The organism is Paenibacillus sp. FSL H7-0690, from assembly GCF_037980415.1.
Lineage (GTDB): Bacteria > Bacillota > Bacilli > Paenibacillales > Paenibacillaceae > Paenibacillus_AQ > Paenibacillus_AQ odorifer.
The window spans coordinates 4,570,659-4,589,717 of sequence record NZ_CP150281.1 but is presented as its reverse complement, the minus strand read 5'-3'; the positions used below and the strand labels follow the sequence as shown (position 1 = coordinate 4,589,717).

Below are 19,059 nucleotides of genomic sequence, written 5' to 3'. Positions count from 1 at the left end.
GCTGTGGGACATCCTTTTTCTTGTGTTCTATTCTTCGTTTTTGCTGATTTTTTGCAGCAGGAAATGTAGTTGCTCTACTTCTTCATCGGTTAAATGGCCCACAAGGCTTTTATTAAATTCATCTAAGATGGACTGTAAAACTGGGAAGAAATTGATGGCTTTTGGGGTAGGATATAGAAGGTGAGAGCGTCGATCATTAGGATCGTCTTTGCGCTCGATATATCCCGAATTCTCTAATTGCTTCACAGAACGTGCTGTAGTTGCTTTATCGAACTTCAATTCGGCAGTTAACTGATCCTGAGTAATGCCTGGTCGAGAAAGAATCAATTTAAGAAAGCTATGCTGTCCACCACTACCGATTCCATAGGGGACAAATTGCTTAACCAGTTTCTTTTGATTTTGACGGTGAAGATGGGAAATTAGCTTCCCGATAGGCTCTCTTGCCAATATAGACACCTCTTTGGGTTATATGTTCGCTCATTTGTTGCTTTGAAATAAAGTGTACAATAAAGTCGTTGCGCACGCAACTAAATTGTTGTACACTGGGTATGGCGAGTTTGGTTGCGTGCGCAACTAAACAGTGATTATTAATATTTAATGAGGTGTTAGTTATGAGTTCTGTAAGTGCAACCTATCAGGAGGATAAAGAAATTCAGAAGAAGCGCTGGATGATCTTAATTGTTCTGAATATTTTTACGTTTATGTCCACCCTTGATGGTAGTATTGTCAATATTGCTCTGCCTGAGCTATCCAAACAACTGAAGCTGCCCATGGCGCAAATCGAATGGGTAACAACAGGATATTTAATGGCGATCTGTGCGGCGATCCTTTTCTTCGGCAAGCTTGGAGATATCGTAGGAAAGATTCGAATTTTTAAGATTGGCACGATTGTATTTGTTATTGGATCTATGCTGTGTGGGCTTAGTGTAAGCTTACCAGCCTTAATTGCTTCGCGCGTAATTCAAGCCTTAGGTGCTTCGATGACCATGGCGAACAGTCAGGGAATTGTTACGGATATCTTTCCTGCCACGGAGCGTGGTAAAGCCCTTGGTTTCATTGGTACATTCGTGTCTCTGGGAAGTATAGCCGGTCCAAGTCTAGGCGGGATTATGGTTTCCACCTTAGGCTGGGAGTATATCTTTTGGGTAAACGTCCCTATTGGCCTGATCGCTATATTTTTTGGATGGAAGGTATTGCCTAAGGATTTAACGAGAGTGAAATCTTCGATTGATGTGCCGGGCAGTTTACTGTTCGCTGTCTTTATCATTACTTTGTTCGCAGGATTATTACTAGGTCAACAGCTTGGATATGGTAACAGCTTAATTGTTACATCAATAATTGTTGCTGTAGTCAGCTTCGTTGCTTTCATATGGATGGAGCTTCGCAGAAAAGAACCGCTGTTGCAGCTGTCATTATTTAAGAATCCGTTGTTTTCTTTAAGTATCTTATGTGGTTTTCTCGTATTTACAGCGAATTTCTGCTTCAATATTATCGCGCCGTTTTATGCACAGAACATGCTTAATTTATCGCCATTCTATGCAGGCTTTTTGTTAATGCTGTTGCCGATATGTATGGTAGTCGTGGCTCCAATGAGTGGAGCGCTATCGGATAAAATAGGCTCGGAATTTTTGACTTTTGCAGGGCTGGTGGTCATGGTTATTGCGCAGTTCGGATTAGCACAGCTTCATGTAGGAAGCTCTGTTGTGCTGGTAGGTGTGTGGATCGCTATGCTGGGGATAGGAAGTGGTCTATTTCAATCGCCGAACAATTCGCTTGTCATGTCTAAGGTACCAAGAACACAGCTTGGTTCTGCGGGTAGTGTCAATTCGTTAGTTCGTAATGTGGGTATGGTTGTCGGCATAACAATTGCTACTACAATTCTTTTTCAAGTGATGAGCAGTAAAGCCGGCTATAGGGTGACAGGGCTAGTTCCTGGTCGGCCAGAGTTATTTATCGAGGGCATGCATGTAGTGTTTGTAACCTCGGCATCGATATGTCTAGTGGCTGCTTTATTAACTGGCTGGAGATTGGTGAGTGCAAGAAGCGCCAGAGTGCAGTCATCGGAAAGATAACATACCATGAAAAAGATCCTTCTGGCGCTACGGCTAAGAAGGATCTTCTTTGTGATGAAACTGTAAGGCTTCCTTAACGGCTTGCAAGTATTGATATTGATAACGTACATCCGGTTCTAGGTAGGCCCCTTCAGCCCATTCATTCCAGGCGTTGATATAAATATATTCACTTTTGAACATTTTTTTGGCGCGCTCAATTTGTCGTGAAAGGTATTGGCCGAATTTTTGAGGATTAGCGCCTAAGGTGCTTTGTCCGGCAGGGCCTTTACGTGGTGTGTTATCCCAGTTGACAAAGGCTCCCGGATATATGATTTCTCCGTCTCTATGGGGTGTCCGCTCCAACATAGATTCCCATAACTCATCATAATCAATTACGATATGCCTCTGATCCTCCACCTGCTTTGAGCTCCATAAATGCTTAACCCCGCCATGTGCGAATGTGTAATGCGGCTCAAATTCCAGACTGGCATCGAATCCTTGCTCTTTCTTTAGGGGGAAACCGCCCAGTGTCCGGACCAGATGAAGTCCTTTAAGTCCGTTCTGCAGAGCCAATTCGCGCCAATATTGAAGCATTTCTTCACAGTGCGGGATACTAGCAGACCGATAAATGATAAAGACAGGCTTATCCTCCACCCGGATATAACGATCATCTTTGAAGGCTTCCAGTAAAGCATAAAAGTGCATTCGCCAATCCCGTTCTTCTCCGTATTCCTGTGGCATCAGGACATCCTCTTCGGTGCCATCCCAGCTACGTGTCCAGGGTTCGTTAGCCCAAGAAAGGCAAAAGGGGAAGTCAGGCTCTTTGCTCGCAAGAATCTGCTGAACCGGTTGTTCCAGCAGTCGCCTGCCATTAAACCAATAGTGATAATAACAAAAACCGTAAATGCCATGAGCCTTTGCGGTCTCTGCCTGCCATTGTTTCACTTTAGGATCCGTTAAATCATAGTAGTTATTATTTAATGGCTTCTTGGGCTGATCATGTTCAGGATAAAGGGCTGCAGCCTTCCTGACATTCGTCCATTCTGTAAAACCCTCACCCCACCAGGAATCGTTCTCTGAGATCTGATGAAACTGAGGCAATACAAAAGCAATGCATTTCAAGTCAGGTCACCCCCTATGGTTCCTTGAATATTTTTCTCAGCAGTAACTTTCCTTGCTGGATATAAGAATGGTTATATTTAAGTTCCTTTAGGGCACGAGAGGCAGAAATTCTTCTTTCTTCACTATGTGAAAAATAGTGCTTAAAGCTATCGGAGAGCTCTTTGAAGTTCTGGAAACGAATGAGATCTTCTTCTGCAATTCGGTAATTATGAAGATGGGGATGATCCTCCACTAACTGAAATACACCGCAAGCGGTGACCTCCATAATCTGCTGCACAGAACCAGTGCAATTGATGACGATTTTTGCTCCATTATAATAGCTGGACATATCTTTACTATGGGTGATATCAATGAAATTTCTGGGGGGTTCCCAACCACGCCCGTCAATCCTTACCTTAAGGCCTTGAAGTAGGTCTGAATACGCCAACGTGTAAAGCACACTATCGATTTGAAAATCGCCCAGAATGAGTACATCACTCTGATAACAGTCCTCCACACGTCTTGGATAATAGAGATCCGTATCCGCAGCATATGGGAGATAGCTGGAGTGTTTGCCCCATAAACCCTGGTAATAGATCAGATTAGCTATGTTCTGTGTGAAAATATAATCGAATAACAATGCCAGATTACGTTCTGTTGGAGTAAGACAAGCGGCATCTGCCATCCATACCGCTTTGGGAACATTGGAAGCTTTCAGAGCAGGGAGGTTCTCCTCCGGAAATACGGTCTCCGATCCTAGAGCTAATATTAGATCAGGTTGAAAATGGGCTAAATATTCCTCCAGATTATGCTGGAATTTAATAGCAAGTACTTCTTTGACCAGATGCCTTAGTTGATCTTTAAAAAGTCGTACATTAGGCATTTTACCGCTTGCCTCTGTAGGAACCAGCAGCAATATTCTTAATTGTTTGAGTTCCCGTTGCAAAGGCTCTGCTCTATAAGAGTTCATCTCTAGGATGAGGTTATGGTGTTGCGATGGATTAACTTGGCTGATGGTGACTTCGTGACTTGAAGGCCTTTCAGGAGTGAGCCTATTAGCTGTCTTCTTCATAATTCCTCCTGTGTTCTGTGGAGCCAGTCGTCCGCTCTAGCACCGAGTCTTGCTAATCATTATATGTGTAGGGGGTTATTTTGACTTTAGGTATAAGACCATTAATCAGAGTCTCGAAGATAAAAAGCGGATTTAGTGAAAGCTGTATATCTATCTATGACAGGGCTGGCTTGTTTAACATAAGATATACTATAAAACCTGAAAGGGATGATCGCCTTGCCAACCTTCGATAGCGTTCTAGTTACAGGAAGTCAGACCATTCAAAATGATCTGCACGTTAATGGAAATGAGACTATCGATTCGAATCTGCATTTGAATGGTAGTCAGACTATAATGGGAAGCCTAAATGTGAACGGCAGTGAATCCATACTCGGTCATCTGGGGGTTACCGGTGAAATTAGCGGGGCAGGCACCATCAGAGCTGCAACCCGGTTGATCGCTACGAACCAAGCAACATTGCCACCAGGCGCTCCTACCAGCCTGCAACAGGTTCGATACTTTTCTGTAGGTGCTGTAGGTCAGACGGGTCTCGTGCTGAAGGGCACAGATGGAAATGATTATGTATTATTTATCGATTTGACTGGCGGAACGCCTAATATCGGCATTCAACGGGCTTAATCAAGATAAACTAATATTCTCAGCTTTAGAATATAAAAAAACAGCAAGTCTCCTAAGTACAAATAGGGACTTGCTGTTAGAGGTTTCTATTAATTCTTAAAGCTATGAATTGGTGCAGGGATTCGTCCGCCACGATTAACGAAATTCGCGCAGTTGAAGCCATTCACTGCCATAACTGGTGCATATCCGAGCAGGCCGCCAAATTCGACCATTTCACCAACGTCCTTGCCGATTACTGGAATCACGCGAACCGCAGTGGTTTTGTTATTCACCATGCCGATTGCAGCTTCATCCGCGATGATGCCGGAAATGGTCTCCTTGGTGGTGCTTCCGGGGATAGCGATCATATCCAGTCCCACGGAACACACACAGGTCATAGCTTCCAGCTTCTCTAGTGTAAGGGCACCCCGCTGAACCGCTTGAATCATGCCGTGATCTTCACTGACTGGAATAAAGGCTCCACTAAGTCCACCTACATAGGAGGAGGCCATCACGCCACCTTTTTTAACATTGTCATTTAGGATCGCCAGAGCAGCGGTTGTTCCCGGAGCCCCAGCTTCCTCCAGACCCATGACTTGAAAGATTTCGGCAATGGAATCTCCGATTTCTGGAGTAGGAGCTAAGGATAGATCGATAATCCCAAAAGGAACATTCATCCGTTTGGAAGCCTCTTGAGCAACTAGCTGACCGACACGTGTGACTTTGAAGGCTGTCCGTTTAATGGTTTCACATAAGGTTTCAAAATCCTGTCCTCGAACCTCTTCAAGCGCACGTTTGATGACACCAGGACCGCTGACGCCAACGTTGATGACACATTCCCGCTCTCCAACCCCGTGAAATGCTCCGGCCATAAAAGGGTTGTCCTCAACGGCATTACAGAAGACTACCAGCTTGGCGCAGCCGATGGAATCCCGATCCTTGGTGCGTTCCGCAGTTTGGATAATGATATCACCCATTAATTTCACAGCATCCATGTTGATTCCACTTCTGGAGGAACCGACATTGACCGAGGAGCAGACTCTTTCAGTGACTGCCAATGCTTCTGGAATACTGTCGATCAGAATACGATCGCCTTTGGTGCAGCCTTTTTGTACAAGTGCAGAGAAGCCGCCGATAAAGTTAACGCCTACCTCTTTTGCAGCCTTGTCCAGGATTTCAGCAACAGGTACATAGGTATCTGTCTTCACCGCACCAGCGGCAATAGCGATGGGTGTGACAGAAATCCGTTTGTTAACGATAGGAACCCCAAATTGTCTTTCCAGATCTTCACCCGTCTTTACGAGCTTTTCAGCGGATCTGGTGATTTTGTCATATACATTTTGATTAAAGGTGCGCATATCCGTGTGGGCACAATCCATGAGGCTGATCCCCATCGTTATGGTACGCACATCCAGATTCATTTCACGAATCATCTTATTCGTTTCTTGTACTTCCACTAGTGATATCATGGTCAGCCATCCTCCTAGATTCGGTGCATAATATTAAAAATATCCTCATGCTGAAGCTTGATTTCCACGCCAATCGATTCGCCAAGCAAATGTAATTCCTCTACAATATTCTCAAAAGCTTTAGTTGAGCTAGAAATGTCTACAATCATCATCATGTTAAAATAATCTTGAACAATCGTCTGCGAAATATCCAGAATGTTCAAATTGTGTTCGGCTAGATATGTACATACTTTAGCGATAATCCCTACTTTATCTTTTCCTAATACAGTAATAATCCCCTTCATGAATACAGCCTCCCTTTGTATTTGTTGATTTCACCGTGTATACGGAATGAACCATTCCAACTATTATTGCAAATGATGAAACAAGCTTCAACCAAAGGTTTTTTGTCAGTTTGATTAAATATTTGTTTTGGCAGCTGAAATTATAGAAAATTCATTTGACAGCCTATAAAAAATGTGATGAACTGAGAGTTTGATATGATAGTCTGAAGGAGTAAATATGACTACACAAAAATATAAAGACATGGTTGAGCAAAGAACGAAGATGACCCTCCAGGAATGGACGGAACAGGCGGAAGTGAAGGAAAAGGACATTTATCGTTTTTTGCATAATTTAAAAGGCACTGCTGGAACTGTCGGATTACCAGATGTCGAACAATTTGCCGAGGATACGCTGCCCTATTTCATGGAAAGCAGTCTTAAGAGTTGGTCAGTCGAGGAATGGGGGGATTATTTATATCCACTGATTCCATTGTTTAATGTCCATTCATTGGCAGCTTCAAGCTCTGTCAAAGCATTGGATAAAAAGGGACCTGCTGAGACGCTCACGCAGAATGATATTCTTCTTATCGACGATGATGTAGAGTTAGTTGCTTATCTGAAAGAGTCGTTGGAGAGGCAGAATTACTATGTAAGCATTGCCTTATCTGCTGAACGGGGACTCAAAATCTTTTATGAAACGAAACCAGATCTCATTCTGCTGGATATTCTTTTACCGGATAAAAGCGGGATTGAGGTGTTGAACCAAATTATCGGCAAGGCTAAAAAAGAACGAATTCCCATTATCATTATAAGTGGGGAGTACTCCAAAGCTACCCAAATGCAGGCGTATTCGCTGGGGGTGATGGATTTTTTGCCGAAGCCTGTAGATATTGATTTATTTCTGGTATTGATCAAAAATCGCTTTCAGCTCAAAAGAGAATGGCAGGAGTCCATCATCGTCGATGATTTGACCGGCGCATTCAATCGCAAACACTTCAATCAAGTCATGAAGCAGCTGATTGGTGATTTTAAGCGGACCAACCGCGTATTTTCGTTAGCGCTGATTGATTTGGATTATTTTAAAAACGTTAATGATACATATGGTCACCTAATCGGAGACGAAGTGCTGCAGGGCTTTTCCGAGCTTGTGAAGAATTCCATCCGTCTGGAGGATACCTTTTGCCGTTATGGGGGAGAAGAGTTTGCAGTATTTTTACCTCACACGGATGCGGAATCTGCAATGTTGGTTATACAACGTATTCAAGAGCGGTTTGCGGCGACTGACTTTTTTGCGAAAAATGAAATCTTTCATGTGACTATCTCTAGCGGGATTTCTGAGGTAACAGATGCCGAGAATATAGCCGATAAATTGATTGAGGAAGCAGATCAGGCTCTTTATGCCAGTAAGCATGCTGGAAGGAATCAGACAACGCTTTATTCGGACCATTTATCCACTACTAAAAAGCATTCGGTTCTGAATGTGATTGTTGTGGATGACGATACGCTAATTCGGAGAATTGTGACCAGTCAGTTCGCCATTTGGGAGCCGGAGAATATTGCTGAGGTGAAGGTTAGCAGCTATGTGAATGGGCTTGATTTCCTGCAATCGGATTGGTATGCCGTGGATGAGAAGTATATTATTTTGCTGGATGGTGTGATGCCTGATCTGGATGGAGTAGAAGTTCTGGAAAGAATCCGCAAAACGTATCCGGAAGTAAATATATTAGTGATCATGTTGACGGGAAGGAATAATCAGGCGGATATTGTACATGCCCTGCAGATGGGTGCCGATGATTATGTAGTCAAACCGGTCCATATGCCTGAGTTATTGTCGAGGATAGAGCGGTTGGCTCATAGATTTTTGTTCTAATTGGGTTCTGAATATGTTGTGAGCACCAGGAGAGATCTAAAGCGGAGGGAACTAGGCAGCTATGCAAAAGGTAATGGTAGTGGATGATGAAGAAGTATTACGAATGTTAATCGTAGACACCTTAGAAGATTTGGAAGACGTGGAGATCCACACTGCCGAGAACGGATTAGAGGCGCTTTCAAAATTGTCACAGGATCATTATGATTTGGTGATATTGGATTATATGATGCCTGAAATGACAGGGATTGAAGTCCTAGGTCAACTGGATGATGAGAAAAAGAAGGCTACAGCTATTTTAATGTTAACAGCCAAAGCCCAAGATGTAGATCGTCTTCGAGCGGTAGATGCAGGCGCACGTTATTTTATGCCAAAACCTTTTAGTCCGATGGAACTCTTGCAGATTGTGGAGGGGATCCTAAGTGACAAAGGGTAGCAGCTCTAATCACAGTATTAAAAATAGATATTTTCGTATCATTGCCTTGGTTTTTTCGTTAATCATTCTTATGGGATCTGTATTTTTGTTTTTCATAAACAATGAGCAGAACAAATTAAGTAGAGACCGTGAAGTTCTGCAAAATAAGGCGGACACGATTAACGAATTGGCGACTGCGTTAAATGAGGTTTTTTTCCGAGCGAGGGGATTCAGCGCACTTAAGAGTGACAATGAATTAGAGCTCTTAAACTTAGGACTTGTTAACTTTGATAAGATTCTGGATACCTATTCTAATCTCAATTTATCTCCGGAAGAAGCCTTGTTTAGAGATGGTTTGAAAGCATTTTATGTTCAGTACAAAACTAAAGTTTTGCCGGAAGCGATTCGGTTTGTCGAGGCAGACGATTATGTGTCTTTGAGAGCTCTATCCGCAGATGGCAACACGAAATCAGTAAATGATTTTTTAATGTATACAAAAGAGTACAAGCAACGATCCGATGCCGCATTAAATACTATGGCTATGGATTACATCAAACGTGCCAATGAGTTTACCTTTATCGCATTCTTTTTCAGCACGATTATTCTGCTAATCTTCACCTTTATGATCTGGCGGATTCTGAAGAACCTAATAGATCCTATTCTGAAGCTGGAAGGGGCAACCCATTCCCTGGCTGCAGGAGAAGAAATTCTTCTGGGCAAGCTTAAGAATCAAGATGAAATTGGCCGACTTTATGATGCTTTTCTAAATATGGCTAGAAGTATTCAAGATAAAGAAGAAGAATTGATGATGCAGAATGAAGAGCTGCATGCGCAGCAGGATGAACTTCAGGATCAGCAATATAGGCTGCAGCGCTCGCTTAGTGAAATTGAGAGTATGATGAAAGCCTTGGATCAATCGTCTGCGGTGGGGATCCTTACTGCTAAAGGTGTCTTTACCTACGCGAATGATAATTTAAGTGGATATACCCGCTATAAAAAGTCTGAGATTATCGGTTACACCTATAAGTTATTTGAACTTTATAATCTCTCTGATGAGGGTTATCAGAAAATCTTTAACAAATTAAATACAGGCGGAGTGTGGAACAATGAGCTGCAGATTCTAGCCAAAGACGGATTGCCCATCTGGCTGCATCTGACGATTGTGCCTTACCTGAATGAAGAGGGTGTGATTTATCAATACATCCTTATTGCGAACGATATCACCTCAATGAAAAGCGTGCAGCAGGAGCTAGCCGAAACGTTAAAAAACACAGAACAGACCAAGATGATGCTTGAACTTAATAATCAGCTCAATCATGATATTACTTATACTTTGGATAAACATGAATTTGCGGATAAGTTTATTGAGTTTATGCATCGACTGTATGCCTTTGATTCGAGTTTCTTCCTGCTTGTGAAAGATAATATCGCGGCTGTGAAAGGCATTCCCCAGGAGAATGTGGAGCGTTATCTTGATCATGAGAATAATGAGATGTTATATCGCTTGCAAGCGGAAAAAACGTACCTAATCAAGCGCCTGGCCACACAATCAGAGCAAGGGATTTCTGCGAGTGAGGTCTATGTTTACGACTTCTACACTACTGTTGTGAACGCAGAGGATGAGATTCTTGCAGTGTTCTGTGGCAGCCGGATTGGTCATTCCTTCAGCAAAGAAGAGATTAATGAGGTTCAGGGGATGATGAACCGCGTAGCGCTGGCGATTGAACGTTTATTCATGTATGAAGAGATTGAACATGGACGAAAGCTGAATCGGGACATCGTAAATAATGTGAACGAGGGCATACAATTTGTGAATACAGAAGGTATGCTCCTGCAGATGAATAAAGCGTTGAGCAACATTTTTAATTATGAGTGGACAGAAGGAACTTTGATTCCCCGTCAGAAATGGATGGATTATTTCATTGAGCACTCGAATGAGAATCATGAACTTCGGATGTTTTTTGAAAAAGCGATTGCTGAGGATGCTCTGGAATCCAGCAGCATGCAATACTCCATTGGAACTGAATCGAAGAAGCATATTGACGTGTATGCGATCCCTGTATTCCGTCGCGAGCTGCGTATTGGTACATTGTTTGTCTACAGAGATATCACTAGAGAATATGAGCTGGACCTTATGAAATCTGATCTTGTCAGTACGGTAAGTCATGAGCTAAGAACACCGCTATCGAGTGTACTTGGTTTCACAGAACTGTTATTGTCTAAGACCATGAAGCCTGAGAAGCAGCTTAAATATCTGGAGACGATTCATAAGGAAGCTAAACGACTGACGGAGCTCATTAATGATTTTCTTGATTTGCAGAGAATGGAGTCAGGTAAGCAGCAATATATCACGGAGCATTTGAATCTCAGTGAAATTGTATTAGGTGTAATTGATCAATATAAACTGAGCAGTACCCATCATGTGCTCCTAGTGGATGAGGCTTTAAATGCGGATGTTGATGTGGACAAGGACAAGATTGTCCAAGTTCTGACGAATCTGTTAAGTAATGCGATTAAATTCTCGCCTGATAACAATGAAGTTAAAGTACTGCTGCATAACGAGTCGGATAGAATTATTATACGTATCCAGGATAATGGTCTTGGCATTCCTAAGGATCAAATAGGACAGCTATTCCAAAAATTCAGAAGAGTGGATAATAGCGCCTCTAAAAGAATTGGAGGAACAGGACTCGGACTTGCTATCTGTAAGGAGATCATTGAGAAACAAAAGGGAAATATCGGTATAGATTCCGTAGAAGGAGAGGGCACTACCGTCTGGTTTAGCCTCCCTATCCTCCATGCGGAAGCGAGCCGGCAACAGGATGAGCTTAATAAATGGAGCACCGATAAAGAGCTCAAGCCTAATGTAATGATCGTTGAAGATGATTACAGTCTTTCGTTGCTTTTATCAGAAGAGCTTAAAGGGAAGGGCTTCCGTGTTACCCATCATTACCATCCACAGCAAGCTTTTGATCAGGCCTTGAAAACACCATTTGTGGCGATTGTGGTAGATTTGATGTTGGGTGAAGAACTGGATGGCTGGGATTTGATCCGAATGCTTAAAGAAGATCCAAGAACTGAAAATATACCTATCGTTATTTCTTCTGCTCTGGATCAATCGGATAAGAACCAACTAAACGATGTAATTCAAAAATATTTAACTAAACCTTATCCGCCCGGCGAGCTGTCGAATACGCTTGAGGAGATAGTGAAGATTAAGACGGGGATCGGCGAGGTGTTATTTCCCGAAAGTCAGCAAAAATTATAGCTTTTATTTATCACAATATTTTATAAATAGTATCACTTTTTATAATTAAACCGATCAAAACAGGTTAAATCATACTGTTTTGATCGGTTTTTACGTACTTTATAGATACTTTTTCAATAAATTACAATTATTAGGGTAAATCGACATCATTGATCGTTTACAATTATTGTGATAGCCTGATTTCATGAGGTACGGATCATCAGAAGATTTCATGTTTAGGAGAGGTGGATATTGTTGCAACTACAGGTAACGAACAGTCCTTTTAACGAGAGCCAAGTCGAGCTACTCAATCGTCTTCTACCATCCTTAACGGAGACACAGCAAATATGGCTTAGCGGTTATTTGTCAGCCATGGGCCTTACTACTGCACTATCGGCAGGTGCCGAGGTTCAATTAGTACAATCAAATACGATAGGAAATGTGGAAGGTAGTGCCGTTAGTCAACCAGCAGCTTCACGTGAAGTGACCGTGTTGTTTGGGTCCCAGACAGGGAACTGCCAACGGCTGGCTGGGAGCTTGTCCCGCAAGCTGGAGGAGCAAGGATTTCAGGTCACACTCACTGCGATGAACAGCTTTAAGCCCAATGCGCTTAAGAAGGTTGAGAACCTCCTATTGCTGGTCAGTACACACGGTGAAGGCGAGCCGCCAGATAATGCACGGATGTTCCATGAATTTCTCTATAGCAAAAGAGCTCCTCAATTAGAGAATCTGAAGTTCTCAGTGCTGGCACTGGGGGATACCTCCTATGAATTCTTTTGTCAGACCGGCAAGGACTTCGATCAGCGGCTTGAGGAACTTGGCGGCAAGCGGTTAAGTCCGCGTGTGGATTGTGATCTTGATTATGATGATTCGGTTACCGAGTGGTTTGAAGGCGTGATTAGTGCCTTAAATGCACATTTAAATGCTCCGGCCATTGCGGCAAAAGCGGTTCAAGCTGCGGAAGACGCAGATTCTCAGGAGCCTTTGTATACCCGCAACCATCCTTTTAAAGCGGAAGTATTGGAGAATCTAAATCTGAACGGACGTGGTTCTGACCGTGAGACCCGCCATTTGGAGCTATCCCTAGAAGGTTCTAACATACAATTTGAGCCAGGGGATGCGCTGGGTGTCTATCCGGAGAATCATCCTGAATTGGTAGACGCTATTATTCATACTATGGGCTGGAATCCTAATGATATTGTTCCATTTAATAAAAAAGGGGAAGACGGCACCTTACGTGAGGCCCTTCTTCACCACTATGAAATCACTGTATTGACCAAACCGTTACTTGAACAAGCGGCGAAGTTATCTTCTTCTAACCAATTAAGTGATCTATTGTCGCCAGAACGTGCGCAACAGCTTAAGGAATATATTCAAGGCCGCGATCTGCTCGATTTGGTTCAGGACTTCTCTCCATGGGAGGGTTCGGCCAGTAGCTTTGTGACTATTTTGCGCAAGCTTCCGGCACGACTCTATTCAATTGCCAGCAGCTATAAAGCTAATCCAGATGAGGTTCATTTAACGGTTAGAGCTGTACGTTATGAGGCACATGGCCGTGAGCGTTATGGGGTCTGCTCGGTACATTGTGCTGAAAGAGTCCAGCCGGGAGATACGTTGCCCATCTACATTCAACATAATCCGAACTTTAAGCTTCCGACGAATCCTGATGCACCGATCATTATGATTGGACCGGGCACAGGTGTTGCACCCTTCCGCTCTTTCCTGGAGGAACGTGGCGAGCTTGGGGCGGAAGGTAAATCATGGCTGTTCTACGGAGATCGGCATTTTGTGACGGACTTCCTCTATCAGACGGACTGGCAGAGAATGCTTAAAGACGGCTTGTTAACTAAGCTGGATGTTGCTTTCTCCCGTGATACCGAAGAGAAAGTATATGTTCAGCATCGCATTCTGGAAAAGAGCCGCGAGGTCTACGAATGGCTGCAAGCGGGAGCTCATATTTACATTTGCGGAGACGAAAAGCATATGGCACATGATGTTCATTCTGCTCTGCTTACTGTCATCCAGCATGAGGGTGGTCTGAGTCCTGAAGAAGCGGCAGCTTATTTGGATAATATGCAGCAGGCGCAGCGCTACCAACGTGATGTTTACTAATGGATAGAGGAAAGTTATCGAATGACTTCGGGGGGAGATAACAACAATGGCAAACAATGAAAAGGTTAAGCCGATCGGCGGGCCTCCAAGCGATGTTGAGCACATTAAGCAAGAGAGTAACTATCTGCGGGGCGCGCTTGTTGAGACATTAAGCAATCCGATTACCGGAGGCTTGCCGGAAGATGATAATCGGCTGCTGAAATTTCACGGAAGCTATATGCAGGACGATCGGGATTTACGCAACGAGCGCGAACGGCAAAAGCTGGAGCCTGCATTCCAGTTCATGCTTCGTGTAGTTGCCCCAGGCGGGGTAGCGACACCAGAGCAGTGGCTAGTGATGGATGATCTGGCACAAAAATACGGCAATGGAACCTTACGTCTGACTACCAGACAGGCGTTTCAAATGCATGGGGTACTCAAATGGAATCTTAAGAAAACCATTCGCAGCATTAATGATACGCTGATGACGACGCTGGCAGCTTGCGGCGATGTTAACCGTAACGTAATGAGTAATCCGAATCCTTACCAGTCAGAGGTGCATGCAGAGGTCTACGAATGGGCGCGCAAAGTAAGTGATCACTTATCACCACGTACGCCTGCTTACCATGAAATCTGGTTGGACGGTGAGAAGGTAGTAGATAGCTTAGGCGAACGTGCGGAAGTAGAACCGATCTATGGACCGGTATATTTACCGCGTAAATTCAAGATTGGTCTAGCGGTGCCTCCTTCTAATGATGTGGATGTATTCTCGCAAGATCTGGGTTTTATCGCTATTCTGGAAAATGAGAAACTAGTCGGCTTCAACGTTTCTGTAGGCGGCGGTATGGGGATGACTCATGGCGATACCAGTACTTATCCTCAGTTGGGACGTATAATTGGTTTTTGCCGTCCGGAACAGTTGATTGATGTGGCAGAAAAGACCGTAACGATCCAGCGGGATTATGGTAATCGTTCTGTCCGCAAAAATGCACGGTTCAAATATACAATTGACCGCCATGGTCTGGATTGGTTCGTAGACGAACTGCATGAAAGACTCGGATGGCAGCTTGAAGCAGCACGTGATTATCATTTTGATCACAACGGAGACCGTTACGGCTGGGTGAAGGGGACCAACGGAAAATGGAATCTGACACTTTATATCCAAAGCGGACGGATTCATGACCAAGAAGGATACACCTTGATGAGTGGCTTGCGGGAGATTGCTAAGATTCATACTGGAGATTTCCGGCTAACGCCGAATCAGAATCTAACGATTGCCAACGTCACTACTGCCAAAAAACGCAAAGTAGCTGAGCTGGCTAAACAGCATGGACTAACAGATGGAGCACATCTTTCTGCATTGCGACGCAGCTCCATGTCCTGTGTAGCACTGCCAACCTGCGGACTTGCGATGGCTGAAGCGGAACGCTATCTGCCTTCGTTGATAGATAAGCTGGAGCTTGTTATAGATAAAGCTGGTTTGCGTGACGAGGAAATTGTGATCCGAATGACCGGCTGCCCTAATGGCTGTGCTAGACCGGCGCTGGGTGAAATCTCGTTTATCGGCAAGGCTCCTGGCAGATACAATATGTATTTAGGAGCAGGCTTTACGGGTGATCGCCTCAATAAAATGTATAAAGAAAACATAGATGAGAAGGAGATCCTAGAGACGCTTGAACCTATTCTTCACCGATATGCCAAAGAACGTCAACAAGGCGAGCATTTTGGAGATTTCGTGATCCGTGCAGATTATGTTAAAGCCGTTACCTCTGGACTTAATTTCCATGACTAAATGAAAGTAGATTTAAAAATGTCCCGGGGCCAGTTGATGGCTGCCGGGATTTTTGTGGTTTGGTCGTAGTTAGATGCGCGAGGTGTCGTGTCGTACACATAATGCTCCAGAGGTAAAGAACGGTAGGTGAGCGCAGACGAGCGCAGACGAATAGAAGATGAGTAGTAGATGAGGGGCAGATGAGTAGTAGATGAGTAGTAGATGAGCAGCAGATGAGGGGCAGATGAGTAGTAGATGAGCAGCAGATGAGTAGTAGATGAGCGCTGACGAGCGGCAGTAGACTAACAAGGTGACGGACTCAGGAGCCCTTATTTCCTGAAATCTTGCCAATTTGCCGAGTATTCGGACACCAGCGCCGTTATGGGGATGAAAAGAGGCCAAAATAGGCTTTTTTCAGAGGAATAGCGCCTCTCCAGTCCGAAAGTTGCTCAAAACGGCTTAACTCGCACAAATAGCGTCATCTGAGTCCGAAAATCACGACAAAGCGCTCAAAAGGTAAAGAACGGCAGATGAGCGCAGACGAGCGAGATGAGCAGCAGATGAGCAGTAGAGGAGCGCGACGAGCGGCAGTAGACTAACAAGGTGACGGACTCAGGAGCCCTTATTTCCTGAAATCTTGCCAATTTGACGAGTATTCGGACACCAGCGCCGTTATGGGGATGAAAAGAGACAGGAACAGGCCTTTTTCAGAGGAATAGCGCCTCTCCAGTCCGAAAGTTGCTCAAAACGGCTCAAATCGCACAAATAGCGTCATCTGAGTCCGAAAATCACGACAAAAGCGCTCCAAAGGTAAAGAACGGCAGATGAGCGCAGACGAGCGACAGTAGACTAATATCAGAGTAGTGAAAGGATTGAATTAGATAGTGGACAGAGTGAAATTAGCTCAGTAGGAGCAATTATAGAGTAATACGCAGAACAGCAGGAGCAATAGTGAAGTAACGCAGAACAGCCAAATAAAAGAGAAGCAACCGACTAGCGGAACAATAGACGAGCAGCAGTAAACTATCATCAAAGTAGTAACAGTCCGGCAGTAAACTAACATCAGAGTAGTAACATTCCGGGAGCAGGCTAACAGCAGTAGATCACCGTTGACTGACAAATCTAGCAACAGCCTTCATTTGATCTACAATAATCTAGTAAGATCCCAACATCTGCGCTACAACAGATTCAATTTAAAAACCAGCAAGTCTCCAATTCCGGGAGGCTCGCTGGTTTATGTGTTTAAGGAGCGATACCGGAGATCAGTACATCGTTTTGATACAGGGTTACTTTGTTCCAAGTGCTGAAGGAAACTTTGGTTGGATCGAACGAATAGTCATTTGCTTCATTGAAGTTAGACCAGTCGCTTTTGTGCACGCGTAATTGGATTTCTCCTGACTGCCCACCGGCAGGTATGGAGCCCGCGCTAGCATTGAAAGTAAGCTCAACGTAAGAGTCGGCGTTCGTCCCACTTGTGGACCCGAGGGCAACCGATATATTAGAAGCACCGACCTGCGCCCAATCGATTACTCCATTGAGAGATGCGCTTCCATCTTTAGTAAAGTAATAACGAATTTTCAGTCCATTTAAATTGACTGCCGTTGTTCCGTTGTTATAGATGTTGAAGTAGGGCTTGATTGAGTTATCAGTAGCATTGGTATCTGCTGCACGGTAGTAAAGTGCCAGATTATTACTGGATGGCGAGCCGGTAGGAGTGGCTGTAGGTGTTACTGTAGGTGTAGGTGTAGGTGTAGGTGTAGCTGTTGGCGTAGGTGTAGGTGTTGGCGTAGGTGTAGGTGTAGGTGTAGGTGTAGGTGTAGGTGTAGGTGTAGGTGTAGGTGTAGGTGTAGGTGTAGGTGTAGGTGTAGGTGTAGGTGTAGGTGTAGGTGTAGGTGTAGGTGTAGGTGTAGCTGTTGGTGTAGCTGTTGGTGTTGGTGTTGGTGTTGGTGTTGGTGTTGGTGTAGCTGTTGGTGTTGGCGTAGGTGTAGCTGTTGGTGTTGGTGTTGGTGTAGTGCCACCATCCGGCACAGGTTGGTAACCAGGTGTTGTGTAAATTTTATTAAGCACGGAGGTTGCTAAGGTTCCGTTTGCTCCATTAACGACTGTATTTCCCCAGTTGCTGAGTGTTCCTGCTGGACCGCTGGCTAGATCCAGATATTCAACGCCTCCGCCATTACCATACCAGGACCAGGCGAGCCAGCCCACCTTTTTTTCCTTCGTGTAGCTCATAATGGTGGCTTCATCGACATCTCCACCCGTGTGCTTGTCACCGAATTCGCCGATAATCACAGGGGCTCCAATAGCCAAGGCACTATCGATATTACTCTTGACTGTAGCAGCATTACCTCCAGCATATTCGTACATATGAATTGAGAAAATAGTGTTTTTTAAGGTGTCTGAATTAAATACAGCCTGACCACTAGTGAAAATAGATTGTGGGTATTGACCCCATCCCGCTGCATCTACAACTAAAGTGTTCTTAATGCCCGCATTTCTTAACGCAGGAATTGCCGCTTGGTATCCACTGGCCCATGTTGCAGTGTTCCAAGAACCGTACCATTCATTAGCAATATTCACAATGACACGATCTTCTTTACCGATCAAAGCATCCTTGATGCTGATCCAATAGTTTACTGCAGCGTTAAGGTCAGAGGTGTTGTCTGAGCCCGTAGCATCATGCACTTCCAGCATGGCAATCATTTTATACTGATCACAAAGCTTTAGAATATTTTGGACATCAGCTAAAGTATCGAGAGACCACTTGCTGCCATTAGAAAGTACAATTCTGACGGTATTGGAGCCAGTCGCTGCGATGGCCGGTATTGCAGTAGCCAGATCGTTTTTGTACCAAGTGTGTGCATGATTCACCCCGCGCATTACAAAAGGACTGCCGGTGGCATCGTATAAATTGGTACCGCTTACATAAAAACCTTTAACAGAAGTGTTTGCTGCCGCTGCCTGCTGTTGAGGTAAAGAAATAGAAAGAGTAAGGATACTAATTAATACTAACAAACTGATTTTCCGGAACGAAAAATGCTTTCTGAATTTCATCAACATTTCCTCCTTAATCAAATAGGGTTGCTTCTTTGATTATGCGTATCCTCCAGGTGGTTGC

13 protein-coding genes are annotated in these 19,059 nt (G+C 44.1%); 7 read left to right on the top strand and 6 right to left on the bottom strand.

Features of this window, described 5'->3' with window-relative positions:
- Positions 1–27: 27 nt before the first annotated feature.
- Positions 28–447, bottom strand: a complete 420-nt coding sequence (locus MHI32_RS20245; RefSeq protein ID WP_076309285.1) for a MarR family winged helix-turn-helix transcriptional regulator — start codon at positions 445–447, stop codon at positions 28–30.
- A 164-nt stretch (positions 448–611) separates the two neighbouring features.
- On the opposite strand from MHI32_RS20245, the gene MHI32_RS20240 reads away from it, so the two are divergent.
- Positions 612–2,072: an MFS transporter gene (locus tag MHI32_RS20240; RefSeq protein ID WP_076278765.1), complete on the top strand. Its 1,461-nt coding sequence runs from the start codon at positions 612–614 to the stop codon at positions 2,070–2,072.
- 33 nt (positions 2,073–2,105) lie between these two features.
- Here the strand turns inward: MHI32_RS20240 and MHI32_RS20235 are convergent, their stop codons facing one another.
- Entirely contained in the window at positions 2,106–3,173 is a 1,068-nt protein-coding gene (locus MHI32_RS20235) for a glycoside hydrolase family 99-like domain-containing protein (RefSeq protein WP_076130767.1), read from the bottom strand.
- Between the two features lie 13 nt (positions 3,174–3,186).
- Positions 3,187–4,224 (bottom strand): glycosyltransferase, encoded by a 1,038-nt coding sequence (locus MHI32_RS20230; RefSeq protein ID WP_340010673.1) that lies wholly within the window; start codon positions 4,222–4,224, stop codon positions 3,187–3,189.
- A 207-nt stretch (positions 4,225–4,431) separates the two neighbouring features.
- On the opposite strand from MHI32_RS20230, the gene MHI32_RS20225 reads away from it, so the two are divergent.
- Positions 4,432–4,842: a hypothetical protein gene (locus MHI32_RS20225; RefSeq protein ID WP_248548519.1), complete on the top strand. Its 411-nt coding sequence runs from the start codon at positions 4,432–4,434 to the stop codon at positions 4,840–4,842.
- Positions 4,843–4,931: 89 nt separating this feature from the next.
- On the opposite strand, the gene MHI32_RS20220 is transcribed toward MHI32_RS20225, so the two are convergent.
- Together MHI32_RS20220 and MHI32_RS20215 are read right to left on the bottom strand one after the other, a co-directional pair.
- Complete coding sequence (locus MHI32_RS20220) at positions 4,932–6,287, bottom strand: PFL family protein (RefSeq protein ID WP_248548616.1); 1,356 nt, start codon at positions 6,285–6,287, stop codon at positions 4,932–4,934.
- Positions 6,288–6,304: 17 nt separating this feature from the next.
- A complete protein-coding gene (locus tag MHI32_RS20215; protein WP_036685776.1) occupies positions 6,305–6,574 on the bottom strand; it encodes an ACT domain-containing protein in 270 nt (89 codons plus the stop codon).
- Between the two features lie 217 nt (positions 6,575–6,791).
- Here MHI32_RS20215 and MHI32_RS20210 point away from each other — a divergent pair, with 217 nt between their 5' ends.
- From MHI32_RS20210 to cysI, 5 genes are all read left to right on the top strand, one after another.
- Complete coding sequence (locus MHI32_RS20210) at positions 6,792–8,423, top strand: diguanylate cyclase (RefSeq protein WP_340010671.1); 1,632 nt, start codon at positions 6,792–6,794, stop codon at positions 8,421–8,423.
- Between the two features lie 61 nt (positions 8,424–8,484).
- The gene (locus MHI32_RS20205) at positions 8,485–8,856 is read left to right on the top strand and encodes a response regulator (RefSeq protein WP_076130763.1); all 372 of its coding nucleotides are present in this window, start codon (positions 8,485–8,487) and stop codon (positions 8,854–8,856) included.
- On the top strand, positions 8,843–12,103 hold the full coding sequence (locus MHI32_RS20200; protein ID WP_340010669.1) for an ATP-binding protein: 3,261 nt from the start codon (positions 8,843–8,845) through the stop codon (positions 12,101–12,103). Before MHI32_RS20205 ends, MHI32_RS20200 begins: the two co-directional genes overlap by 14 nt.
- 234 nt (positions 12,104–12,337) lie before the next feature.
- Complete coding sequence (locus MHI32_RS20195; protein ID WP_340012755.1) at positions 12,338–14,194, top strand: assimilatory sulfite reductase (NADPH) flavoprotein subunit; 1,857 nt, start codon at positions 12,338–12,340, stop codon at positions 14,192–14,194.
- Between the two features lie 46 nt (positions 14,195–14,240).
- Positions 14,241–15,965, top strand: a complete 1,725-nt coding sequence (gene cysI, locus MHI32_RS20190) for an assimilatory sulfite reductase (NADPH) hemoprotein subunit (RefSeq protein ID WP_076281461.1) — start codon at positions 14,241–14,243, stop codon at positions 15,963–15,965.
- 1,221 nt (positions 15,966–17,186) lie between these two features.
- Here cysI and MHI32_RS20185 read toward each other — a convergent pair.
- A complete protein-coding gene (locus MHI32_RS20185) occupies positions 17,187–18,995 on the bottom strand; it encodes a cellulase family glycosylhydrolase (protein ID WP_340010667.1) in 1,809 nt (602 codons plus the stop codon).
- Between the last annotated feature and the right edge of the window lie 64 nt (positions 18,996–19,059).

Bases quoted from the DNA above. Each gene is read 5' to 3' on its own strand.
- MHI32_RS20240 (WP_076278765.1), top strand. From the start codon at position 612: ATGAGTTCTGTAAGTGCAACCTATCAGGAGGATAAAGAAATTCAGAAG.
- MHI32_RS20230 (WP_340010673.1), bottom strand. From the start codon at position 4,224: ATGAAGAAGACAGCTAATAGGCTCACTCCTGAAAGGCCTTCAAGTCAC.
- MHI32_RS20225 (WP_248548519.1), top strand. From the start codon at position 4,432: ATGATCGCCTTGCCAACCTTCGATAGCGTTCTAGTTACAGGAAGTCAG.
- MHI32_RS20215 (WP_036685776.1), bottom strand. From the start codon at position 6,574: ATGAAGGGGATTATTACTGTATTAGGAAAAGATAAAGTAGGGATTATC.
- MHI32_RS20210 (WP_340010671.1), top strand. From the start codon at position 6,792: ATGACTACACAAAAATATAAAGACATGGTTGAGCAAAGAACGAAGATG.
- MHI32_RS20205 (WP_076130763.1), top strand. From the start codon at position 8,485: ATGCAAAAGGTAATGGTAGTGGATGATGAAGAAGTATTACGAATGTTA.
- cysI (WP_076281461.1), top strand. From the start codon at position 14,241: ATGGCAAACAATGAAAAGGTTAAGCCGATCGGCGGGCCTCCAAGCGAT.
- MHI32_RS20185 (WP_340010667.1), bottom strand. From the start codon at position 18,995: ATGAAATTCAGAAAGCATTTTTCGTTCCGGAAAATCAGTTTGTTAGTA.